Origin of the sequence: Paracoccus sp. (in: a-proteobacteria) (assembly GCF_046289755.1) — a bacterium.
Classification (GTDB): Bacteria; Pseudomonadota; Alphaproteobacteria; order Rhodobacterales; family Rhodobacteraceae; genus Paracoccus.
In genome coordinates this window covers 1-18,667 of record NZ_JBKBVD010000057.1, presented here as the reverse complement: position 1 = coordinate 18,667, position 18,667 = coordinate 1, and the positions used below count along the sequence as shown (strand labels likewise).

16 protein-coding genes are annotated in these 18,667 nt (G+C 64.1%); 13 read left to right on the top strand and 3 right to left on the bottom strand.

The genetic code is table 11. From position 1 onward, the window contains the following. Window positions 1-114 precede the first annotated feature (114 nt). The gene (locus tag ACK41U_RS16645; protein WP_409682520.1) at window positions 115-816 is read right to left on the bottom strand and encodes a GntR family transcriptional regulator; all 702 of its coding nucleotides are present in this window, start codon (window positions 814-816) and stop codon (window positions 115-117) included. Between the two features lie 139 nt (window positions 817-955). Here ACK41U_RS16645 and ACK41U_RS16640 point away from each other — a divergent pair, with 139 nt between their 5' ends. The 5 genes from ACK41U_RS16640 to ACK41U_RS16620 all read left to right on the top strand — a co-directional run bounded on the left by ACK41U_RS16640 (window position 956) and on the right by ACK41U_RS16620 (window position 5,785). Then, entirely contained in the window at window positions 956-1,087 is a 132-nt protein-coding gene (locus ACK41U_RS16640) for a hypothetical protein (RefSeq protein ID WP_409682517.1), read from the top strand. 1 nt (window position 1,088) lies between these two features. Beyond that, window positions 1,089-2,117, top strand: coding sequence for a YeiH family protein (locus ACK41U_RS16635; RefSeq protein ID WP_409682514.1), 1,029 nt, complete (start codon window positions 1,089-1,091; stop codon window positions 2,115-2,117). Window positions 2,118-2,590: 473 nt separating this feature from the next. After that, window positions 2,591-3,097 carry a molybdopterin-dependent oxidoreductase gene (locus tag ACK41U_RS16630; protein ID WP_409682511.1) on the top strand — a complete coding sequence of 169 codons (507 nt, stop codon included), beginning with the start codon at window positions 2,591-2,593 and terminating at the stop codon, window positions 3,095-3,097. Window positions 3,098-3,101: 4 nt separating this feature from the next. Further along, window positions 3,102-5,069 carry a putative bifunctional diguanylate cyclase/phosphodiesterase gene (locus ACK41U_RS16625; protein ID WP_409682508.1) on the top strand — a complete coding sequence of 656 codons (1,968 nt, stop codon included), beginning with the start codon at window positions 3,102-3,104 and terminating at the stop codon, window positions 5,067-5,069. Then, window positions 5,066-5,785: an FkbM family methyltransferase gene (locus tag ACK41U_RS16620; RefSeq protein WP_409682505.1), complete on the top strand. Its 720-nt coding sequence runs from the start codon at window positions 5,066-5,068 to the stop codon at window positions 5,783-5,785. The genes ACK41U_RS16625 and ACK41U_RS16620 overlap by 4 nt, the downstream gene beginning before the upstream one ends. Before the next feature lie 174 nt (window positions 5,786-5,959). Here ACK41U_RS16620 and ACK41U_RS16615 read toward each other — a convergent pair whose 3' ends face one another. Continuing rightward, the gene (locus ACK41U_RS16615; RefSeq protein ID WP_409682502.1) at window positions 5,960-7,042 is read right to left on the bottom strand and encodes a DUF2332 domain-containing protein; all 1,083 of its coding nucleotides are present in this window, start codon (window positions 7,040-7,042) and stop codon (window positions 5,960-5,962) included. 153 nt (window positions 7,043-7,195) lie between these two features. Further along, a complete protein-coding gene (gene map, locus ACK41U_RS16610; RefSeq protein ID WP_409682499.1) occupies window positions 7,196-7,948 on the bottom strand; it encodes a type I methionyl aminopeptidase in 753 nt (250 codons plus the stop codon). Window positions 7,949-8,362: 414 nt separating this feature from the next. On the opposite strand from map, the gene ACK41U_RS16605 reads away from it, so the two are divergent. The 8 genes from ACK41U_RS16605 to ACK41U_RS16570 all read left to right on the top strand — a co-directional run. After that, entirely contained in the window at window positions 8,363-10,105 is a 1,743-nt protein-coding gene (locus ACK41U_RS16605; protein WP_409682496.1) for an ABC transporter substrate-binding protein, read from the top strand. Window positions 10,106-10,180: 75 nt separating this feature from the next. Further along, window positions 10,181-12,019, top strand: a complete 1,839-nt coding sequence (locus ACK41U_RS16600; protein WP_409682493.1) for a dipeptide ABC transporter ATP-binding protein — start codon at window positions 10,181-10,183, stop codon at window positions 12,017-12,019. Next, entirely contained in the window at window positions 12,019-12,969 is a 951-nt protein-coding gene (locus tag ACK41U_RS16595; RefSeq protein WP_409682489.1) for an ABC transporter permease, read from the top strand. The genes ACK41U_RS16600 and ACK41U_RS16595 overlap by 1 nt, the downstream gene beginning before the upstream one ends. Then, window positions 12,966-13,919, top strand: coding sequence for an ABC transporter permease (locus ACK41U_RS16590; RefSeq protein WP_409682486.1), 954 nt, complete (start codon window positions 12,966-12,968; stop codon window positions 13,917-13,919). Before ACK41U_RS16595 ends, ACK41U_RS16590 begins: the two co-directional genes overlap by 4 nt. A 14-nt stretch (window positions 13,920-13,933) precedes the next feature. After that, a complete protein-coding gene (locus tag ACK41U_RS16585) occupies window positions 13,934-15,220 on the top strand; it encodes an alpha/beta fold hydrolase (RefSeq protein ID WP_409682483.1) in 1,287 nt (428 codons plus the stop codon). After that, a complete protein-coding gene (locus tag ACK41U_RS16580; protein WP_409682481.1) occupies window positions 15,192-16,943 on the top strand; it encodes an aminopeptidase P family protein in 1,752 nt (583 codons plus the stop codon). Before ACK41U_RS16585 ends, ACK41U_RS16580 begins: the two co-directional genes overlap by 29 nt. 140 nt (window positions 16,944-17,083) lie before the next feature. Beyond that, window positions 17,084-17,686, top strand: coding sequence for a TRAP transporter small permease (locus ACK41U_RS16575; RefSeq protein WP_409682478.1), 603 nt, complete (start codon window positions 17,084-17,086; stop codon window positions 17,684-17,686). After that, window positions 17,686-18,667 (top strand): TRAP transporter large permease (locus ACK41U_RS16570; protein WP_409682475.1); only part of this gene is annotated, 982 nt, incomplete at its 3' end. The genes ACK41U_RS16575 and ACK41U_RS16570, both read left to right, overlap by 1 nt.

Below are 18,667 nucleotides of genomic sequence, written 5' to 3'. Positions count from 1 at the left end.
CTTCGCCCACTGGCGATCCGTGATGATGTAGCGGTCAACCGGCATCCAAACCTCCTATTTGGGAAGTTTGAATCAGAAATCAGAACACTTGGGAATCCTGATACTCAACAAGCCCTAGTCCAGCCGGACCATATAGCTGAGACCGTTGGTCAGGCAGAGGCTGAGCCGACGTTCGATCAGCCGGCCCAGAATATCCTGGGCACGCCGTTCCACGCGCAGGACCGGTGTGCCCTGAGCGACGCCCAGGTCTGTGGCATCCTGCCCCTGTGCCGCGACGGCTGTGATCGCCTCGTCCGCGTGCAGAACGATCAGGCCGTACGCCTGCTGATACAGCACATAGAGGGCACCGGGCAAAGGACTGCGCCGCGCGAGTCCCGGGAAAAGATCGGCGGGGATCACCGATGTCTCGATCACGGCGGGCTTGCCCAGCAGACTGCGCAGCCGACGGATCTCGATGACGGTGTCGGGGGCTCCGTGCAGGGTCTGACGTTCCGGCGCCGTGGCGGGGCGCTGGCGGATCCGTTCTTCCGTCACCTCGGGCTGCACGACCTTGCCATCTTCGGGGCGCAGGCGGAAAAAATGGAACAGCGAGGCCGCGGGGGTGCGGGCCGTGACAAAGGTGCCGCGCCCCTGTTCGCGCCGCAGAATGCCATGTTGTTCCAACATCATCAGCGCCTTGCGCGCGGTTCCTTGTGACACGCCGCTGTCCTGGGCCAGCTGCGTCTCGCTTGGCAGCATGCCGCCGGGGAGCAGGTCCCCCGCAGCGATTCGCGCGATGATCGAGTCGATGACGGTCTGATAAAGCGGCGGAGCCATCCCGGTGTCCCTTTTCCCGGAACATTAGCACCCGCCATCAGGGTCAAGCAATGGATGTATAAATAATCTTGTATAAGACTTAATATATATGTTATCGCTGTACCAAGGAGTTCCAGTCATCTGCGAAAGGGAGCGGCCAGTGAGCATTCCACGACTTCCTGTCCACGATCACGAGGACAATGTCGGCGTCGGCGTCGCCAAGGATCTGACCGCCTGCACGGAAATGCCGTGCGTCGACACCGCCGACCTGGGTCGCGTGCCGAGGTCCTGAGATGACGCAGAAATCCCCTGTCCTGCGCCCGGATCGTGCAAGGATCAAAGCCCTGTTTCCCGGTGTCGCCGTGTCTGTGCTTGTCGCCGTGACGGCGCAGTTCCTCGCCGAGCATTACGGGGCGCCTGCGATGCTGATGGCGCTGCTGCTGGGTCTGGCGCTCAACTTTCTGGCCGAACCAGAGACCCGGACGGTGGCAGGGGTCGAGTTCTCGGCCAGGACCGTGCTGCAGATTGGCGTGGCGCTGTTGGGCGCCCGGATCTCCGTCCAGATGCTGGCGGATCTGGGTGGGCCGCTCATTGCGCTGGTGATTGCCGGGGTGGTCGTGACCATCCTGTTCGCGCTGCTCGTCGCGCGGCTGTTCGGTCGCGGCTGGAGACTGGCGCTGCTGACCGGCGGGTCGGTCGCCATCTGCGGCGCCTCAGCCGCCATGGCGATCGCGGCGGTGCTGCCGCGCACCGAAAAATCCGAACGAAACCTGGCATTCACCGTCCTGTCGGTCACAATCCTGTCGACGATCGCCATGGTCATCTACCCGCCCCTGTCCGTCGCACTGGGGCTCAGCCCGCTCCAGTCCGCCGTCTTTTTGGGCGGTACCATCCACGATGTCGCACAAGTTGTGGGCGCCGGCTTTTCAATCAGCCCCGAGGTCGGCGAGAGGGCCACCCTCGTGAAACTGATCAGGGTGTCGATGCTTGCGCCGGTCGTTCTGATCTTTTCAGTCGTGATCAGGCTCGGGGGACTGGCGGATCTTGATCCGAATGCAGCGCGGCCGCCACTCCTGCCGTCCTTTGTCGTTGGATTTCTTGTGCTTGCGCTGATCAATTCGCTTGGCATGATCCCCTCCGGCGTGTCGACGATCGCCGGGAATCTCAGCCGTTGGGCCCTGCTTGTCGCGATTGCAGCGGTCGGTATCAAGACATCGCTGATCCGTATGCTGGACGTCGGCGGCGGCGCGGTGGTTGTTATCATTGCCCAGACATTGTTGCTGGCCACGTTCATTATTGTCGGTCTGCATCTGATCGGATGACCGGCCATTTCTGCTGCGCGTGCGGCTGACGGGAGTCGGCTGATCGTTCAGGAACGCGGACTGCAATCGGGGCCCGATATGAAACGTGGGCCCGAGCTTTCCGGAAGAGCGCGCCCTGCTTTGATGCCGACTTTTTGCATCGGGCGATCATGGCGAACCCCGCACCCCCCCTCCGCTGGACGCCAAGGCCGGAATCCCGGTCGCTGATGCCTGCACGAACGACTTGCCACCGGCGCTGCCTGCCGCGCCCGCAAGAGCCAAGTCGTCGCGTTCATGTTCGAAATCAAAGACATGAATGTTGTCTGTTGTGAAAAGAAAATTTGTATAAACAAATCTATGCCGATAGGTTAGGAGATGTGGGACCCTTGCCTGCAAGCTGTGGTTGAGCGCCTTCGCACAAGCCGGGACGCGCGCTTGAAACGGACAGCATCGCCTTGGCTGTGTCAGCGAATTACGTATGGAGCCGGATCAAGATGCAAGCCCTCAAATTCCTTTGCGCAGCTGTTGCTGTCTGCCTGGTTTCCGGAACGGCTGGTGCCGATGAAATTCCGGTTCCAACCGGCGACATTATCTTAACCGTTTCGGGCAGTATCGAGAATATGAACGCCGGCGAGACGGCGCAGTTCGATCGTGAAATGCTTGAGAATATCGGGCTGGTTGATGTCATTACGGCCACGCCGTGGCATGATGGGCGCGTCACTTTCTCGGGCGTGCCTCTGGGCGACCTTTTGCAGCTTGTGGGCGCGCAGGGTGAGAGCATTACAGCAGTGGCGTTGAACGACTACGAAGTCGAAATTCCCGCATCCGACGCCGTCGATACCGGTGTGATCCTTGCGATCAAAATGAACGGCGAGAATATGAGCGTCCGTGAAAAGGGGCCGGTCTTCGTTATCTACCCGTATGACAGCTCTGACGAGATGAACAGCCAGACCTACTTTTCCCGATCGGCATGGCAGGTAGCGCGCCTTGTCATCAGGTAGCTTCTTGCAGCGCGCACTGTATGTTTTGGTCGCATTGTTTGCTGTAGCGACGATCTATCTTCTGACAACAGTTAATGCGCGTCACGGAGTATTGCGGCGTGTCGTCCACCATAATGACGCGTGGGCGATCAGCCAGACCGTGCAGGAAGTTCTTCGGATGGAGGGCGAAATAGCCGTTACCCTCACGGAAGAGCGTCCTGTAGCCGAATCTGATATAGGCCTTCGTCTTGATATTGTGATAAGTCGCCTCGCTTCCCTTGAAGAAGGCACATTGAGATCGTTCCTGGAAGCTGTTCCATTCCGGGCCGAAACCCTTGAGGAACTGACAGTTCTTATCTCTTATCTCGATCAGGCACTGGTGGACGAGAACAGAGAGCAGCTGCGCCAGGGGCTTGTTCGTCTGAATTCGTTGATCGGTCCGCTTACAAATCTGTCGTCCCAGGCGGTACAGCAGAGCTGGTCGACGATTGAAGAAAATCTGATCAACCTGCAGTCGCTGAACCGTAGTTTTGGTATCGTCGTTGCATTTCTGATTTTATGCTGGTTCGGACTTCTCGTCATACTGTTGCGACAAAATCGACTGCTTCGGTATGCGCAGGGGCAAAGCCAGATTCTGAATGAAAGCCTGATCGCGGCAGGGGCGGAGCTTCGCGACAAGAATCAGCGCCTTGAATATGCCGCACACCACGATCCGCTTACCGCACTGCCCAATCGCACATTGCTGTGGAAGCAACTGGAAGACGGAATAGCCAACCCGGACATTCGACGGGGTGAAATAAGCCTGCTTCTGATCGACCTTGATGATTTCAAAAGCGTCAATGATACCTTGGGGCATGATGTCGGCGATATGGTGCTTCGTCAGGTGAGTGACCGCCTGAGAGGATTCAGCGACAAGCCGCATATGTTCTGTCGGCTGGGTGGTGACGAATTCGCGTGCTTGCTCTACGGCAAGTTGTCCGAAGAAGTTGCTGAATATGCGAAGAAACTTGCAGAAACTATTGTTGCACCATATCAGATTGCCGGACGGCATGTCAGAATTGGATGTTCTGTCGGGGTGGCCGCGACTGAAAACTGCTCTCCTGGAATAAATGCGCAATCCTTGTTCAAGTGTGCGGACATTGCCCTTTATCGGGCGAAAGCGTCCGATCAGGATCGCGTCTGTGTTTTTGAAGAATTCATGGGAGTGGAATTCAACGACCGGAAGGTCCTTGAATATGACCTTCTTCTTGCTATCCATGCGGGCGCGATTGATGTGCATTACCAGATGCAGGTGGACGTACAGACGCGCGAGATAAGGGGCATGGAAGCACTTGCCCGGTGGATCCATCCCGAGCGTGGGACGATCTCTCCGGCGGAATTCATACCCGTCGCCGAGGAAATCGGCGCCATCCATGAACTTGGGATACTGGTCCTGACGAAAGCCTGTAAAGAAGCCTGCACATGGGAAAAGCCTACGAAGCTGGCGGTAAACGTCTCCCCTGTTCAGCTTCAGGCTCCAAACTTCATTGAAGTTGTCGAGGATATTCTGGCGCACTCGGGGCTTGATCCGAAGCGGCTCGAGGTTGAGGTGACCGAATCTGCTTTGTTGGAAGAAAAGGACGACCTTGTTCAGGTCCTGAGCGATCTGAGGCGTCTGGGCGTGTCGGTCGCCATTGACGATTTTGGCAAAGGTTACTCATCGCTGGCACGGCTGCGGGGCATGCCCTTTGACACGATAAAGCTGGACAGGAGCTTTGTACGCGATATTGCGTCGGATCTGGAAGCCCGCGAGTTTCTGAAGGTGGTCAGCGATCTGGGTAGCCTGCTGAAGAAGGAGGTCATCATCGAAGGCATCGAGACCGCCGATGAGTATGAAATCGTGCGGCAGCTGCATTGTGATGCAGCTCAGGGCTTTCTTTTTGGTCGGCCTGTTTCAGGGTCGCAACTTGGGTATCTGCGCAGCATCGCACTTCAACTTGGAAAAGCATTATGACGACTTCGGTGCCATACAGGGCGTTTTGTGATCAGATTGTGCTGCACGATATTCTGGTTCCGATCACGGAAATGGACGTCTCGGCAGTTATCTGGCGTTCGTTACGAAGCGGAGAATACGAAGCCAAGGAGGCGAGGAGTGTCCGATCGCTTCTCCGGTCAGGCGATCGGGTTCTTGAACTTGGGACCGGGTTGGGCATTATCACGACGATCATGGCAAAAACGCCCGGGGTGCGCATCTGGTCCTTTGATGCCAATCCAGCGGTGATCGCCCTGGCGCGACGTGTTCTGGAGGCGAACGATATTCAGAATGTCGTGCTGGAGCAGGGGCTCCTGACTGCTGGCCAGGCCGGGGATCACGTATTTTACGTGCGCCCTGATTTCTGGATGTCGTCCATGATCGAAGAACAGGGATCTTATCTGACGACCATTCCCCTGAAGTCATCGAATGTAGATGATTTTATCGCGAAAGAATCAGTGAATGTCCTCGTCATGGATATCGAGGGGGCAGAGCGCGAGTTGCTGTCACATGCGCGCCTTGATGGCGTAGACCGCGTTTTCCTGGAGCTGCACGACCATCTTTACGGGCTGGCGGGCGTTCGGAAAATTTTCGCGGCGATGGATCGCCTTGGATTTTCCTACGACCCCCGCGCCTCGTCAGGCCCTTGCGTGCTGTTTCTGCGCGATGATGGCCTCATCCGGCCCTACGAGGAATGATGTCGCGCAGCCAGGGCCCACGGCGTCTTGCGGGTGGGATGAGACAGTCGGCCCGGCAATCCCCCCCGACGGACGGGGCTGCGCTGACCAGAAGGCGTCAGCCCGATGCTGCGCCGCAACCCGATCAACCGATTCCGAAGCCGTCATCGGGCCAGAGAGGATCGACGCGATTTTTCAGCGCGCCACGAGCGGGTAAAGTGGCGTCTCTGCCGGTTCGGGCGACCAGTCGATCCAGTCGCCATGAAAATGCGCGCGACCAAGCCGGACCTGTTTCGGGGTTCCCCCGGTCCAGAGTGTGGCCGTCAGGCCCGCGCCGGGCGTGCGATCGTCGGCCTCCATCGCGAGGTGCAGAAGGTTCGCGCCCGCGCCCGCCCCAGCGTGCCGCAGGTGATCGGCAATGGCCGCGAGCGTCGCCTCGGGGAAATATTGCGCCGCAATGGTCGTATACACCACATGCAGGGCGCCGGCCTGAGGTTCAGCGAGGCGTCGTGCAAGCCAGGGCGCCGCATCATCAGCGTCTGGCGGCGTAAGGGTAACTGCGATCGCGGCGCGGGTGCGGGCAAGCCGTTGGGGTTGATCTGGCCAGAGATAGGCCAGCAGGCGCAATGCGTCCGTTCCATCGGCGATGTTCAGCGGCGCAAGGTCCACGCCGCTGCGGTTGGCCACGGCAATGGGTCGTGGATCGGGGCGTTCACGGCCGCGCCATTCGGGCGCCAGCGCAACGACCGCATCCGCCGGTCCGTGGATGGCACCGTCCAGGGCCACCGAAAAGCGATCCATTGCGAGGTTCAGGCCAGCGCTGGCGCCCAGCTCGGACAGCACCACTGGCCGGTCGCCGACCTCTCGCAGGGCCCACCAGATCCCGGCGATCACCGCCGCGGCCCGGCGCACCTCGTTTGTCTGCGGCGCACGGTTGAGCCAGTCCAGAATGCGCCCCTCATGAGCCCGCAGCGCATCCTCGACCGCGGCCCAGAGTTCGTCATCGCCTGCGACATGGGGTGGATACACCGCGATCAGGCCGGGCGCGCTGCCGTCCAGCACAAGACCATGCAGCGCGCCCGCAAGCCGCAGCGGCACCGATTGCCCGGAGGGGCCGACGTCGCCCTGCCATGCGAGGCACCGCGCGCCGACCGTTGTGTCGGCGGCAAGCCGCTGCCCGATAAGCGGCATCAGCCGGCCCATGAACGCCGAGCCGAGCCTTTCGCAGGCAAGCCCCTGATCTCTGAATGCGTCGCGGACCTTCTGGCGTATCGGCAATGGGATCTCTCTGTTGCGCGGTTGGCGTGATACTGTCGGCCAAGGCCACATCTGGCAACCGGCCGCGTTGATGACTGACATATCGGGGCGAGCCTGACCGAGTGTCTGCGGGCGGGTCTTCAGTCGCGCGTCTTACCTGGTGATCGCCGTTCGTCACCCGGGCAGGGTGACAACAATCGCCTTCCCGCGCGTCGCCACGACGGTATGTTCATACTGGACAACCGGCGCCTGCGGAGAACTGTAGAGCGTCCAGTCGTCGCCATCGGTGGTTTCGGCCCACCTGCCGCCGCGGGACAGGAACGGCTCGACCGTCAGGACAAGGCCGTCATGAATGCGGCGCCGGTCGCCACGGGTGGGCCATGTCGCAACCTCTCCGGGCTCTTCATGGAGGGCGCGGCCGACGCCGTGGCTGGCCAGATTGCGGATCAGCGTATAGCCCCGCTGCGCCGCGAAGGCGCCGATGGCGGTGCCGATCCCGGCCAGCGGTCTGTCGTGGCGGACCTGTGCGATCCCGATCCGCGTCGCCTGCCGACCGTCGCGGCACAGCCGTTCCAGCGAGGGGCGCAGTGGCCCCAGCCCGAAACTTGCCCCGGTGTCGGCGAAATACCCGTCGCGCGAGGCTGACACGTCGATGTTCACCAGATCCCCCCGCGCCAGCACGCGGTTGCCGGGGATGCCATGCGCGATCTCATCGTTGACGCTGATGCAGGTGGCGCCCGGAAAATCATAGGTGGTTTGGGGGGCCGACACGGCGCCGTCCCGTTCCAGCAACTGATGGCCCAGCTGATCCAGTTCGCGCGTCGTCATGCCCGGCTCCATCGCCGCGGCCATGCCCTGCAGGGTGTTGGCGACGATCCGACCGATGGCCTTCAGGCCCTCCAGTTCGTCTTCTTTCGTGATCGTCATTGCGGGCCTCGTGGCAGGGGTGGTCCGCAGGTGTTAGCATCTTGGGCCGGATTTGTCCCGCATCGGTCCATGCCATCTCACCATCTTATGGGCCATGTCAGGATTTGCCGTTTGGGTGCGGCCCGACCCTTCGGTTGTCCGCGGCGCGCGCGGCACTGGCACCATGCCTGCCGCCGACGTCCTGCGCGTCGCAGGATTTGTGTCGTGGCGGCATGGACCAGAGTGTCGCCAGACGGCATCCTGCCTGAAATTTCCGCAGAACGGACCGCCGCACCCTTCGTCTGCTGCCGGTTGAGGCAACGGCAGGTGCAGCCCGGTATCGCCAATTGCGTCGACAACTTGTATTTTGCATTGACAGATCGGGACAGTTCGACGGAAGCTGCCGTCAAAACGCTTCAACAGGAGGTCTGCAATATGACACATCTAAGGTCTGCACTGCGCGCCGTGATGCTGAGCACGGCTGCGCCGCTGGTCTTCGGGATCGGGGCGGCAATGGCCGAGGGCACGCCCGGCGGCACGCTGCGCGTTCTGGCGCTGAGCGATATTGACCGCTTTGATCCGACCAGCGCGGGTCTGGTCACCACCAACAATTTCGTCCGCGCGACGCAGCGCTCGTTGATTTCCTATACCGCCTCGACGGATGAGGAAGAGCGGATCACCCCGCAGGCCGATCTGGCGACCGAGGTGGCGCAGCCGACCGATGACGGGCTGACCTATGCCTTTACCCTGCGCGACGGCGTGACCTGGGATACGGCGGACGGCGCCCGCCCCATTGTCGCCGCCGATTTCGAGCGTGGCGTGAAACGCATGTGCAACCCCGCGCTCGGCACGCCCTTCCTGACCTATTTCGTGACGCTGATCGAGGGGATGGACAGTTTCTGCGCCGGATTCGCCGAGGTCGAACCCACCGTCGAGGCGATGAAAGCCTATATCGAGGGCAATGACATCACCGGCATCGAGACGCCCGACGACGCCTCGATCATCATCCGCCTGACCGAGCCTGCGGGCGATTTCGTCTATATGCTGTCGCTGTCGGCGGCGGCCCCCGCGCCCGCCGAGGTGCTGGATTACATGCCCGACGGGCCGGAATACCGCGAGAATTTCATCGCCTCGGGGCCATACACGGTCACGGAATATGTGCCCGACAGCATCCTGCGGCTTGGGCGGAACCCGTCCTGGAACCCCGACAGCGATCCTTTGCGCAAGGCGTATGTCGACGGGATCGAGATGGTCATGGGCATGCAGGCCGATGGCGCGATCCAGCAGCTGCAGTCGGGCGATGCGGACATGCTGTATGACATCCTCGTGCCCCCCGCGCAGCTGCAGCTGTTGCAGGCGCAGGGCGATGACAAGCTGATGGCGATGTTGGCGGGGCGCTCGAACTTTATCTTCATCAACACGGTCGCCGACAACAATGATGGCGCGATGGCTGATCTGCGGGTGCGGCAGGCGCTGAACTATGCCATCGACCGGGGCGCCATTATCCAGCAGATGGGCGGACCCTACGTGGCGACCCCGAACCACGGGATTTTCGGCGCGGGCGTGCTGGGCTGGCACGAGTTCAACCTGTATCCCTCGGAAGGCGACCGGGGCGATCCCGAAAAGGCGCGCGAATTGCTGGCCGAGGCGGGCTTCCCTGACGGGATCACGCTGAAAATGCCGTTCCGCAATCTGAATGACGAACCGGCGATTGCGCAGACCCTGCAGGAATCCTTCCGCAAGGCCGGCATCACGCTGGAGCTGGAGCCGGTGACGGCGGGCGATTACTATTCGCGCTTTCTGACCAACCGCGACAACACCGCCTCGGGGGCGTGGGATATTGCGCCGGTGGCGTGGTCGCCGGACTGGGCCGGGGGGGCCGCGCGCTCGGTCTTCCAGCCGCAGTTCAGCTTTGACGGCACGCCGCAGACCTATAACTATACCGATTACAACAATGACGCGGCGAATGCGCTGGCCGCGCAGGCGATCAACGCGACCGATCCGGCCGAGGTCGCGGCCCTCTGGGCGCAGGTCGATGAGACGGTGATGGCCGACGCGCCGATCGTGCCGATGGTCAGCCAGAGCAACGTGATCTATCGGTCCGAGGCGGTGCAGAACTTCCAGCCCTATGCGCTCAGCGCCAATGGCGACTGGACGAACGTCTGGCTGGATCGCTGATCCACGCGTCCTGACCGGCGCCCCCGGCATCGTCCGGGGGCGCCGTTTTCCCTTTTTCGCCGCAAGGAACCCGCCATGGCTTTGCTGGAGGCCCGCAATATTTCGATCCGCATCCCGACCGAGGATGGCACGCTGCTGGCGGCGAACAAGATCTCGTTCGACGTCGAGGCGGGCAGCCTGTTCGGCATCGCCGGGGAATCGGGGTCGGGCAAAAGCGTGCTGACGCAGGCGCTGACCGGGCTGCTGCCCGGCGCGCAGATCGAGGGCGAATGCCTGTTTCGGGGCCGCGACCTGCTGCGCCTGTCCGGGCCGGATCTGCGCGCGCTGCGGGGGCGCGAGATCGGGATGGTGTTTCAGGACCCGCTGTCCAGCCTGCATCCCTTCTACACCATCGGCCAGCAGATCACCGAGACGATTCACCTGCATGAAAAGGTCAGCCGCACCGAGGCCCGCGCCCGTGCGGCAGCGATGCTGGAGCGGGTGGGCATCCATGATGCGACCGCCCGGCTGGACGATTACCCGCACCAATTCTCGGGCGGGATGCGCCAGCGGGTGATGATTGCCATGGCGCTGGTGCTGCGCCCCCGGCTGCTGATCGCGGACGAGCCGACGACCGCGCTGGACGTGACCGTGCAGGCGCAGATCATCGCCCTGCTGGACGAGATGCGGCGCGAGCTGGGCATTACCGTGGTGATGATCACCCATGATCTGGGGCTGCTGAACTCGGTCGCCGACAAGGTGATGATCCTTTACGCGGGCAACCGGATGGAGATCGGACCGGCGGCATCCGTGTTCCGCCAGCCCGCCCATCCCTATACGTTCGGGCTGCTGCGGTCCTCGCCCGCGGCGGCGACGGCGGGCGAGGATCTGACCTCGATCCCCGGACGTCCGCCCAGCCTGCTGGCGCGCCCCTCGGGCTGTGTCTTTGCGCCGCGCTGTGCGCAGGCGGTGGATCTGTGCCGCACGACGCGCCCGCCCCTGCGCCGCTATCCCGATGGCAGCGAGGCCCTTTGCCATTTTCGCCCCGAGGCGCCGCCTGTCGCGGCAGTGACCGCGCGTGTGCCGGTGCGGAAAACGGGCGAGGATTTGCTGCAGGTCAAGGGCCTGCGCCTGTCCTATGCGTCGCGCAGCGGGCTGGGGCGCAGGCGCGAACTGGAGGTGCTGAAGGGCATCGACGTGACCGTCGCGCGGGGTGAAACACTGGGGCTGGTGGGCGAATCCGGTTGCGGGAAATCGACGCTGGCGCGTGCGATTGCCGGGCTGACACCGATCAGCGGCGGGCAGGTCCTGTTCGACGGGCAGGATGCCAGCCATCTGAGCCCGGCCCGGTGGCGCGCGATGCGCCGCCGCGTGCAGCTGGTGTTTCAGGACCCTTACGGCTCGCTGAACCCGCGGCGCCGGGTGGGGGCGATCATCGCGGAACCGTTCCGCATCCATGGGCTGGCCCGTGGCGGCGCGCGGCAGGCCGAGGTGCAGCGCCTGATGGAGCTGGTCGGCCTGAACCCCGAGCATTACAACCGCTTTCCGTCCGAATTCTCGGGCGGGCAGCGCCAGCGGATCGGCATTGCCCGCGCGCTGGCGCTGAACCCCGATCTGCTGATCCTGGATGAGCCTGTCTCGGCGCTGGACGTGTCGATACAGGCGCAGATCCTGAACCTTTTGCGCGAGTTGCAGGCGCGGCTGGGGCTGACCTATCTGTTCATCTCGCATGACCTGACGGTGGTGCGGCATATGTGCGACCGCATCGCGGTCATGAACAGCGGCCGCATCATCGAGCTGGAACCCGCCGAACAGATTTTCCAGCACCCGCGCGAGGATTACACCCGCGAATTGCTGGCCGCCTCGCATATCCCGCCGCGCCCCGAGACCCGTCCCGAGGGCGAGGCGGTCACCATTCTGAAAGGGGCCGCCTGATGCAACCCGCCATCCCCGCCGACCCCGAAGCGCCCGAGGTCATCCAGCGATCCTCGGCGCAACTGACCCTGCTGCGGCTGCGGCGCGATCCGGCGGCGGTTCTGGCGCTGCTGTTCATCATCCTGCTGGTGCTGGTGGCGGTGTTCGCGCCGCTGATTGCGGGCTGGATCGGGCGCGACGCGATCACCCAGTTCCGCGAGACGGGCCTCAGCCCGGTGGGCATGCCGGTCGGGCCGGGGTCCGAGTTCCTGCTGGGCACCGATCAGCTGGGCCGCGACGTGCTGGTGCGCATCGCCTATGGCGCGCGGGTGTCGCTGCTGGTGGGGGTGCTGGCGGCGGGGCTGGCCTCGGCCATCGGGGTGCTGGTCGGCATGACGGCGGGCTATTTCGGCGGCTGGGTCGATACCGTGCTGGGCCGGCTGATGGATCTGGTCATGTCGGTGCCGTTCCTTTTGTGCGCGCTGGCGCTGGTGTCGGTCTTCGGGCCGTCGCTGACGCTGTCGGTCTGCGTGATCGTGTTCTTTTCCTGGACCACCATCGGCCGGGTGATCCGGGCGGAAACGGCATCGCTGGCGCGGCGCGATTTCGTGCAGGCCAGCCGCTCGCTTGGGGCGGGCAACCTGTCGATCCTGTTTCGCGACATCCTGCCCAACCTGTCGGTGCCGATCATCATCTATACCACGATGATGATCCCCAGCTCGATCGTGTTCGAGGCGACGCTGTCCTTCCTCGGCCTTGGCATCGTGCCGCCCGCGCCCAGCTGGGGGGGAATGCTGGCCGATGGGGCGGCAAATTCCATGTATCTGGTCGCCTGGTGGATGGTGCTGTTTCCGGGCCTTGCGCTGCTGGGCGCGACGCTGGCCTTCAACATCTTTGGCGACGCGCTGCGCGATGCGCTGGACCCAAGCGCCCGGCGCACCCGTAAACCCGGCAGAAAGGCCAAGCCATGATCGCCTTCATCTTGCGCAGGCTGGGATTCGGCGCGCTGGTCCTGTTCACCCTGTCGGTCTTTGTCTTCGTGCTGTTCTTCGTCGCGCCCGGCGATCCGGCCCGCGTGGTCGGCGGCGAAAAGGCCACCGCCCAGCAGCTGGAGCAGATCCGCGAGAATCTGGGGCTGGATCAGCCGATCACCACACAATATGCGCGCTTTGCTACCCGCGCGGTGCAGGGCGATCTGGGGTTTTCCTATCGCAACCAGCAGCCGGTGACCGACATCGTGCTGCGCCGGGTGCCGGTCACCCTGTCGCTGGTCTTTGGCGGCATGCTGGTCTGGCTGGCCATCGGGGTGCCGATCGGCATCGCCTCGGCCCGCAATCCGGGCGGGTGGCGCGACCGGCTGGGGCAGGTGTTCATCCTGCTGGGCCTGTCCTTTCCGACCTTCGTGCTGGGGATGCTGGCGCTGTATACGCTGTATTTCCTGCCCCGGCAGGCGGGGTTCATGCTGTTTCCGCCCTCGGGCTACAAGCCGCTGCTGGACGATCCGCTGATCTGGGCCTGGCATCTGGTGCTGCCCTGGACGACGCTGGCGCTGGTGACGGCGGCAATCTATGCGCGGCTGACGCGCGGCCAGCTGTTGCAGGTGCTGTCCGAGGATTACATTCGCACCGCGCGCGCCAAGGGGCTCAGCGACCGGGCGGTGACCTATCGCCATGGGATGCGCGCGGCGATGATGCCGCTGGTCACGCAGCTGGGCGCCGATATTGCCGTGCTGCTGGGCGGGGTGATCGTGATCGAGCAGGTCTATGGGTTGCAGGGCGTCGGCTCGCTGGCGGTGCAGGCGGTGCGCAATCAGGACCGGCCGATCATCATCGGCGTGGTGCTGCTGGGCGGGCTGTTCATCGTGGTCTGCAATATCATCGTCGATCTGATCTATGCAGCACTCGACCCGCGCATGCGCTGACATTCGGAGACCCCATGACCTTTTACCGCATCCCCGGATTTTCCGTCCGCGACCACGCTTTGGCGGTGCCGCTGGACTGGGCGCGCCCTGAGGGCGAGACGATCACCCTGTTCGCGCGCGAGGTGACCGCGCCGGGCCGCGAGACCGCAGACCTGCCGGTGCTGGTCTATCTGCAAGGCGGGCCGGGCGGCAAATCCCCGCGCCCGGATGGCGGGCCGGTCTGGCTGACCGAGGCGGTGGGGCGCTATCGCGTGCTGCTGCTGGATCAGCGGGGCACCGGGCGGTCCTCGCCCGTGCAGGGGCGGCGGATGGCGGCGATGGGCGCGGACGAGGGCGCGCGCTATCTGGCGTGCTTCCGCGCCGACAGCATCATCCGCGATTGTGAACACCTGCGGCAGGCGCTGTTTGACGGGCGCAGATGGTCGACGCTTGGGCAAAGCTATGGCGGGTTTCTGACGCTCAGCTATCTGTCGCTGGCGCCCGAAGGGCTGGCGGGCTGCTATATCACCGGCGGGCTGGCGGGGATCACCGCCACCGCCGATGATGTCTATCGCCGCACCTCTCCACGCGTCGCGCACAAGAACGCGCTGCATGTGGCGCGCTATCCGCAGGACCGCGAGACGATCGACCGGATTGCCGACCGGCTGGCCGTGGGCGATGTGCGCCTGCCGGGTGGCGATCTGCTGTCGGTGCGGCGCTTTCAGCATCTGGGGATGGAGCTGGGCATGGCGGGCGGCCATGAATCGCTGCACTGGCTGCTGGATGAGGCCTTCGCCGATGACGACCTGTCCGACCATTTTCTGGCCGAGGTGCAGGCCCGCACCGCCTATGATGGCAACCCGCTGTTCGCCGCCATCCACGAGGCGATCTATGCCCAGCACGGCCAGCCCACCGATTGGGCGGCCGAGCGGGTGCTGGCCGAGTTCCCGGCCTTTGACGCCGCAGCCCGACCCCTGCTGCTGACGGGCGAGACGATCCACCCGTTCCTGTTCGATGAGGTCCGGGCGCTGCGCCCCTTTGGCCCCGCCGCCCATGCGCTGGCGGCGATGGCGCTGGACGCGCCCCTCTATGACCCCGCGCGGCTGGCCGCGAACGAGGTGCCGGTCCGCGCCGCGATCTATACCGACGATATGTATGTCGATGAGGATCTGTCGCGCCGGACCGCCGCCAGCCTTGGGAATTGCCGGGTCTGGCTGACCAGCGCGTTCGAACATAACGGGCTGCGCGCCTCGGGCCGGGTGATCCGGCATCTGTTTGCGATGGAGGATGACCTTGGCGGCTTCAACCATATGCGCCCCTGACCACGCGGCCCGGCTGGCCGCCCTGCGGGCCGAACTGGCCGCGCGGGGTCTGGACGGAGCGATCCTGACCACGGCGGATGCTTATCAGAACGAGGACCCGCCCGACCATGATCGCGGCATCCTTTGGCTGACGGGGTTCACCGGCTCGCTGGCCCATGCGCTGGTGCTGCCGGATCAGGCGCTGTTTCTGGTCGATGGCCGCTATACCATTCAGGCCGCGCAAGAGGTCAACGGGCGGCTGTGGGCGTTCGCGCATTTCCACGACCAGCCGCTGGCGATGCAGTTGCGCGATCATGCCGCCGGGCGGCGCGTGGGCTTTGATCCGATGCAGTGGAGCGTGGCGCAGATCGAGGCCATCCGCGCCGCCGCGCCACAGGTGGAACTGGTCGCCACCGATGATCTGTTTGCGCCGGTCTGGGCCGACCGCCCGGCCCCGCCGGTGGCGCCGGTGACGGTGATGCCGGACGCGATGGCCGGGCGCAGCAGCCGCGACAAGCGCGACTGGCTGGCGGCGGAGTTGCGGCTTGCGGGGACCGATCTGTGGGTCGAGACGCGGCCCGACAATATCGCCTGGATGCTGAACCTGCGCGGCGGCGATGTGGCGATGAACCCGCTGGTGTTGTCCTTCGCGGTGTTCTCGGCCGATCAGGCGCATTGGTTCGTCGATCCGCGCAAGCTGTCGGCGGTGCCCGAGGGGGTGCAGACCCATGCGCCGGATGATTTTCTGCCATGGCTGGCGGGGCAGGGCAGGCGCGCGGGTTTTGATCCGGCCTTCACCCCGCAGGCGGTAGCGGATGCCTTGCGGCAGGCCGGCGCGGTGGCCTGTCCGCGCCCCGGCCCGATCACGCTGGAAAAGGCGTGCAAGACGGATGCCGAACTGGCGGGCTTTGCACAGGCGCATCTGGACGATGCGGTGGCGATGGCGCGGTTCTGCCACTGGCTGTCGGGCGAGTTGCCCGCCCGGCAACCCGATGAATGGGATGTGGCCGAGGCTCTGGCCCGCTTCCGCGCGGCCTCGCCCCGCTATTTGGAGCCAAGTTTTGCGACCATCGCCGCCACCGGCCCCAATGCGGCGCTGTGCCATTACCACGCCACGCGCGACAGGGCGGCACGGCTGTCGGCGGATCAGATCTTCCTGTGCGATTCCGGTGGGCAGTATCTGGGCGGCACGACCGATGTGACCCGGACCATGGCCTTTGGCCCGGTCCCCGACACTATCCGCCGCATCGCCACCGCTGTTCTGCGCGGCTTCATCGCGCTGTCCTCGGCCCGCTTTCCCGTGGGCACCTTCCCGCATCAGCTGGACGCGCTGGCCCGCGCGCCGCTGTGGCAGATGGGGCTGGAATACGATCACGGCACCGGCCACGGCGTCGGCCACCGGCTGCTGGTGCATGAGCACCCGCATCGTCTGGGCAAAGCCGCCAACCCCTTCCCGCTGCGCGCAGGCAATGTGCTGACGATCGAGCCGGGCTATTACGCCGAAGATGCCTGGGGCATCCGCATCGAAAACCAGGTGCAGGTGGTGGCGCGGGGCGCGGGCTTTCTGGGGTTTGAGCCGATGACGCTGGTGCCCATTCAGCTGTCGCTGTTCGATCTGGACGCGCTGCTGCCCGGTGAACGTGACTGGCTGAACGCCTATCATCAGCGCGTGCGCGATCAGGTTCTGCCGCATCTGGAGGGGCCGGTGGCCGATTGGCTGATCGCCGCGACTGCGCCCGTCTGACCGGGCCTGTCCGGGCGCGCCCGGATTTTCAGCACAAGGTCGCACCTCCGCCATGTTTTTGTCGACATGAAGAATGCAGGAATGATATGAAAGGCAGATGACGAGTCGGGCGACACGGCAATCTCTGCGAGGAGCAAGCGATGAGTGCAGCGCACAACCAGCCGCCATGGGCCGCAAGGGTCTGGATCGGATTTTCCAACACGGTCCTGTTTGTCGAATTGCGGCTGGCCGCCGGGCTGCTGGCGGCGCTGATGTGCGTGATCCTGACCAATGTGGTCACCCGTTACGCCGGTATCCCGCTTTACTGGATTGACGAACTGGCAGTGCTGGCGATGGTCTGGCTGGCATTTATCGGCGCCTCGGCCATGTCGCGGCTGCGGCTGGATTTCGCGATCACCTTTCTGGCCGATGCGGCGCCTGCGGGGCTGGCGCGGATCATCCGGGCGGGCTCGATCCTGCTGGTGGTGCTGTTCGGGCTGGCGGTGGCGTGGATGTGCTGGGTCTGGCTGGACCCGGTGGGCTTTGCACAGGCCGGGTTCGATGGCCGGGTGCTGGCGGGCGAGACGTTCAACTTTGTCTATACCGAAACCACGATGACGCTTGGCTGGCCGCGATGGGCGGTCATGGCGGTGATCCCGATCTTCTCGGTCACGCTGATGATCCACGGCACCGCCAGCCTGCTGGAAGAGGCTTTCCAATGCCCGCACACCGCCCTGTCGGGCTTTGAAGAGGCCAGCATCTGATGGGCACCGGAGCGGTTCTTTTTCTGGCCATGGTTATCGGCGCCCCGATTGGCATCTGCCTCTGTCTGGCGGCGATCGTCTTTCTGTATACCACCGACAATACGGTGCTGTTCTCGTCCTATCCGGCGCAGATGTTCGACAGCGTCGGCAATTACGGGCTGATCGCGATCCCGCTGTTCATTCTGGTCGGTGATCTGATGAACGAGGGCGGCATCACCACCCGCATCGTGCGCATGGCGCTGGCCTTCATGGGCTCGGTCCGGGGCGGGCTGGCCTATGTGAACCTGATCGCAAACATGTTCGTGGCCTCGATCATGGGCTCGGCGGCCTCGCAGGTGGCGGTGATGTCGCGCGTCATGGTCCCCGAGATGGAGCGTCAGGGCTATCGCCGCGATTTTGCCGCCGGGCTGACGGTCTATGCGGGGATTCTGGGGCCGATCGTGCCGCCCTCGATCATGTTCGTGGTCTATAGCGTGCTGGCGCAGATCTCGGTCGGGGACATGCTGCTGTCGGGCATTGTGCCGGGGCTGATGATTGCGGGCTCGTTCATCGTGCTGATCGCGGTGCTGGGGCTGTTCTACCCCTATCCGGTGAACGAGCGTCAGACATGGGCGCAGCGCAGGCGGGCCATCATCGACGGGCTGCCGACGCTGCTGATCCCGCTGGTCATCGTCGGCTCGATCATGACCGGGCTGGCCAACCCGACCGAGGCGGCGGCGGTCGGCGTGCTGGCCGCCCTGATCGTGGGGCGGTTCTGGATCGGCGATCTGAAGACCGCAGCCCTGCCACGCATCTTCATGCGGGCGGCGGGCTATTCGGCGATCATCCTGTTTCTGGTCGCCGCGGCGGGGGTGTTTTCATGGGTGCTGACCTATGGCCGGGTGCCGCAGCAGATCGCGGCATGGATCCAGACCGTCGCCCATGATCCGCTGACCTTCATGCTGCTGGTCAATGTCATCCTGCTGCTGATCGGGACGGTCG

What these genes read in the sequence shown, in the direction of transcription:
- ACK41U_RS16645 (WP_409682520.1), bottom strand. Translation starts at nt 816, where the DNA reads ATGGCTCCGCCGCTTTATCAGACCGTCATCGACTCGATCATCGCGCGA.
- ACK41U_RS16635 (WP_409682514.1), top strand. Translation starts at nt 1,089, where the DNA reads ATGACGCAGAAATCCCCTGTCCTGCGCCCGGATCGTGCAAGGATCAAA.
- ACK41U_RS16630 (WP_409682511.1), top strand. Translation starts at nt 2,591, where the DNA reads ATGCAAGCCCTCAAATTCCTTTGCGCAGCTGTTGCTGTCTGCCTGGTT.
- ACK41U_RS16620 (WP_409682505.1), top strand. Translation starts at nt 5,066, where the DNA reads ATGACGACTTCGGTGCCATACAGGGCGTTTTGTGATCAGATTGTGCTG.
- map (WP_409682499.1), bottom strand. Translation starts at nt 7,948, where the DNA reads ATGACGATCACGAAAGAAGACGAACTGGAGGGCCTGAAGGCCATCGGT.
- ACK41U_RS16605 (WP_409682496.1), top strand. Translation starts at nt 8,363, where the DNA reads ATGACACATCTAAGGTCTGCACTGCGCGCCGTGATGCTGAGCACGGCT.
- ACK41U_RS16600 (WP_409682493.1), top strand. Translation starts at nt 10,181, where the DNA reads ATGGCTTTGCTGGAGGCCCGCAATATTTCGATCCGCATCCCGACCGAG.
- ACK41U_RS16595 (WP_409682489.1), top strand. Translation starts at nt 12,019, where the DNA reads ATGCAACCCGCCATCCCCGCCGACCCCGAAGCGCCCGAGGTCATCCAG.
- ACK41U_RS16590 (WP_409682486.1), top strand. Translation starts at nt 12,966, where the DNA reads ATGATCGCCTTCATCTTGCGCAGGCTGGGATTCGGCGCGCTGGTCCTG.
- ACK41U_RS16585 (WP_409682483.1), top strand. Translation starts at nt 13,934, where the DNA reads ATGACCTTTTACCGCATCCCCGGATTTTCCGTCCGCGACCACGCTTTG.
- ACK41U_RS16575 (WP_409682478.1), top strand. Translation starts at nt 17,084, where the DNA reads ATGAGTGCAGCGCACAACCAGCCGCCATGGGCCGCAAGGGTCTGGATC.